3 protein-coding genes are annotated in these 3298 nt (G+C 43.3%); all 3 read right to left on the reverse strand.

What is annotated here, in order from left to right:
* Positions 1-138: 138 nt before the first annotated feature.
* The 3 genes from KGY70_19500 to KGY70_19510 all read right to left on the reverse strand — a co-directional run bounded on the left by KGY70_19500 (position 139) and on the right by KGY70_19510 (position 3092).
* A complete protein-coding gene (locus tag KGY70_19500) occupies positions 139-423 on the reverse strand; it encodes a GSCFA domain-containing protein (GenBank protein MBS3777389.1) in 285 nt (94 codons plus the stop codon).
* A gap of 91 nt (positions 424-514) precedes the next feature.
* Entirely contained in the window at positions 515-2176 is a 1662-nt protein-coding gene (locus KGY70_19505; GenBank protein MBS3777390.1) for a BamA/TamA family outer membrane protein, read from the reverse strand.
* Between the two features lie 166 nt (positions 2177-2342).
* Positions 2343-3092 carry an NADPH-dependent oxidoreductase gene (locus KGY70_19510; protein MBS3777391.1) on the reverse strand — a complete coding sequence of 250 codons (750 nt, stop codon included), beginning with the start codon at positions 3090-3092 and terminating at the stop codon, positions 2343-2345.
* Positions 3093-3298 lie beyond the last annotated feature (206 nt).

The following is a 3298-nucleotide window of genomic DNA, read 5'->3' on the forward strand; positions in this document are numbered from 1 at the left end:
GGGCAGGGATAGTTTTTATATATAAATACTACTCCTCCTGAAGGCAGGAATAGCATTTATACAGTAAAACTATCACTCCTGACGGCAGGAAGGGCATTAATATATTAATACTATTCTTGCCGTGGGCAGGAAGGGAATTCATATATGTAAAGCATTTCCTCCCGCGGGCAGGAAGAACATTGATATGTGTAAATCATTTCCTCCAGTGAGCAGGAACAGCATACCTGTATGTTCAAACTTTCCTGCCGGCAGCGGGAAGCATGGAACATACAGGTAAAACTCTCCTGACGAGAGGAGGATCAGTTTTTGGGTAGATTTTTTGACATAGGTATCGCAAAAGCTATCCCATATATAGATGACAGCCGTGTCTCCCGGATGGATCATGTCTTCCGCATAAAAGCGGTAATCCCTCAGTTCGTCCATCAGGGTCTCACAGGAAGGAAAGTATTCCAGTTCCGGTTATCCTGAATAACAAAGCTGATCAGTTATGGGGTCGGGATGGCCTCTTTTTTTATCAGAACCTATTAACATATCCCAGGTGTATTTTGGATGAGCCAATATCAATGGGATTTCCGTGTTGTTTTCCCATGGCATAGCTAATATACATGATACCTCCTCCGGTATCGATATGAGCTCCCAAACCAAATCCAAAAAGAAAATCTTGCCGGACTGCGGAAGGGATATTATTGTAATACCATCCACCGTCCCAGAACGTATATATGTTGCTGTTTCTGGCAAGCATATACCGAAGCTCCAAAGTTATCACCGAATAGGCCGGAGCCAGGAACGCATTGTCATCGAATCCCCTCAGTGAATTGAAACCACCAAACCGGTAGAGTTCATTTTCTCTGAAATCTTTTTTGTCCTCGGACCAGAAATGTTTGTATCTGCCATGTCCGGAGGTTTTGATCACCCAGGATCTGAAAAACGGCTGATACCATGAAATGTCAAGACCGGCTTCGGCGCCGGTATATCTTTTCCTGTCTTTTCCTCTCTTTCTTTTGCCCACGCTTCCAGAAACATCCAAATACATTCCCCGCGAAGGATTAAGCCGGTAGTCCAGATTGTTGAAGTTATAGCTAATTCCATAAAGCCTGGTCTGAAACGGTTCATATTTATTTGTAACCACCCCGGATTCGGATAGCAGGGAAGATTTTTCGAAATGACCGAATACTTCAAGCCAGCTTCGGGAGTTGATATCAAAAGACAGGCCTGCGCGGAAAGTTCTGGAGAGGAAACTGGTATCTTTCTTGAATAACTCAAAATCAGCATTAATTCCTACAGATTGTAATATCAGATAGGGATGGTTCATGTTCAGTTTAAGCTCCTGGGATTGTTCCTCCAGGCTATTCCAGTTCATGTCAATATGCCCGCCCCGTCTGAAAAGGTTTGACAGGCTGAGGTCAAACGCTCCGGTGAAATGGATTTTACCGTCTCCTTTGGGAAGAAAGCCAACTACCCCCTCTGCCTGGTTGCTTGCCGCCTTTTCAAGATATAAGAACACGTTCACCCGTTGACCTTCGGAGAATTCTAATTCAAAGTCCCTGATTTGCCTGAGAAAAGCAAGATTTTCTATCTTATCGGGGATTTTTTGCAATTTGTTTTCATTATACACCATCCCGGGGAATAGCTCCAGGTAAGGATACAAGTATTTTTCACTCACCCTGTCATTGCCTTTGATTAATATGCTGTCTATCACATACCGTTTACCGGGGTCTATTACCAGGGAGGCATTAAGCGTATCAGATCCGGCATTTTCCAATTGGCTTATCTTAACTGAAGCAAAGGGATAACCCTGGTTTTCAAGCTGGGTGACTACCCGTTTTTCCAGGGCGTTCAGCTCATTCAGATTGATCACCTCCTGTTCTCTTATCTTTTGGAAAGAGGGAATTGTTTGCAAAAGAGAGGAATCCGGGGTGGTTATGGAAAATTTTCCCCAATGGTATTTTTGTCCCACATGCAGCCACATCCTCACCGTATCTGTTTTTATCCGCATACGGTCATAGCTGGCTGCCAGAAAACCTGCCTTCCTCATATCCGTCAGCGATTGTCTCAGTTTTCTGCGTATGGTGGCCGTGTCTTTGTAATCTCCCTCCAATGAGCCGGTAAGATTCATGATATAATCGGTGGTGTCCGATTCCCGGATATCCAGATGGTATTCCTGTCCTTTTACCATAAAGGCATTAAGAATACAAAATGTGAACAATATGATTTTTAGAACATACAATCTTTGACAGCCAAAATTATTCGGGTTAAAATCTTTTTTTGAAATCTGCAATAAAAATAAAAAAAAGCTGCACAACGACTTATTGTGCAGCATAAAATTATTAGCCGGAAATGTCTTATATGTGGTTCATGAATCCCTGGCTTTGCAGTACCTTTAGATATTGCTTGGAAAAATGCAGGTTGTCTTGTTTTGTATACCGGTTATCGGTAAACACCTGGGCAAGGGTTTCCTTCTTGTTCTCCTCAATAATCTGCCGGGTTTCCTCCAGTGATTCCTTCTCTGCATAGATGCGGTCAATATCCTCTGCGGTATAATCCTTGTAGGTTTCATAATGGACCACTCCTTCCAGTGGAAGCCTGTCTGTTAGTCCGGGGTTTTCGTCGGGATAGCCCATGGTTATGGCTGCAACAGGCACAACGCCATTGGGCAGGTTCAGGATTTTGATAAGCTGCTCGGCATTATAAGTTGCCGTTCCGAGATAACAAATGCCCATACCTTTTTCTTCTGCTGCCAGACAAACATTTTGCGATGCCAGTAATGCATCGATGGCCGCATTGATGTACCAGAGAAAATTGTCGTAGCCTGGTTCCGCGTTGCGTTGCTCACACCACTTGTGAAAACGGTTGATATCCGCACAGAAGGTCAGATGAACCGGTGCCTGCATAACCATAGGCTGATTAAAATGAGCCGGGGAAAGTTCCTTCTTCTTCTCCTCATCCCGGGTAACTATAATAGAATAGAGTTGCATGTTGCCGGTTGTGGAAGCCCTTGTTCCCGCTTCCAAAATTTCATTCAGGTCTTTCTCATCCACAGGGATATCCTTATATTGCCTTATTGAACGGTGTTGCATGATGGTATCCAGCATAGTCATTGTTTTTTAAAGTTCTTTTGCAATATTAATAAACTTCAGGCTAACTTACCCAAACGATACCTATGTTTTTACCCCATCGCAATGATCTCAGTGACTTATCCCGAATTATTCTTGAATAATTCTGACGCTATTGAAAAACCTGGCTTTTTGCTTCAATAAATTTCGCAAAAAGCCGGTTTTTCTAATGCGGGGTTACCTGC

The sequence above is a fragment of the Bacteroidales bacterium genome (assembly GCA_018334875.1).
GTDB lineage: Bacteria > Bacteroidota > Bacteroidia > Bacteroidales > UBA12077 > JAGXLC01.